This window comes from Microbacterium sp. GbtcB4 (assembly GCF_019091465.1).
GTDB classification, from domain to species: domain Bacteria; phylum Actinomycetota; class Actinomycetes; order Actinomycetales; family Microbacteriaceae; genus Microbacterium; species Microbacterium paraoxydans.
In genome coordinates this window covers 1-235 of sequence record NZ_JAGXJJ010000595.1, presented here as the reverse complement: position 1 = coordinate 235, position 235 = coordinate 1, and the positions used below count along the sequence as shown (strand labels likewise).

General features: G+C 68.5%; 1 pseudogene. It reads left to right on the top strand.

Going from position 1 to position 235, the window contains the following annotated elements:
• Window positions 1-217: pseudogene (locus KVS71_RS18940) on the top strand (alpha-amylase); the annotation flags it as partial.
• Between the last annotated feature and the right edge of the window lie 18 nt (window positions 218-235).

The following is a 235-nucleotide window of genomic DNA, read 5'->3' as shown; positions in this document are numbered from 1 at the left end:
CAAGACCGAGGGCCTTCCTAATTACGCCCCGCCGCCCAACGCCGACTCCATGGGCGGCGGCGATTCGAACGTGCCGTACTGGGGCCAGGACGGCGTGCACGAGATCTACCGGGTCTGGCACAAGGTGCTCGCCGAGTACGACGGCGACCGCGCCCTGTGCGGCGTGGCCTGGATGCCGACACTGAAGGAGACCGCGCTCTGGGTGCGTCCGGCGGAGTAGCCCCAGTCCTTCATC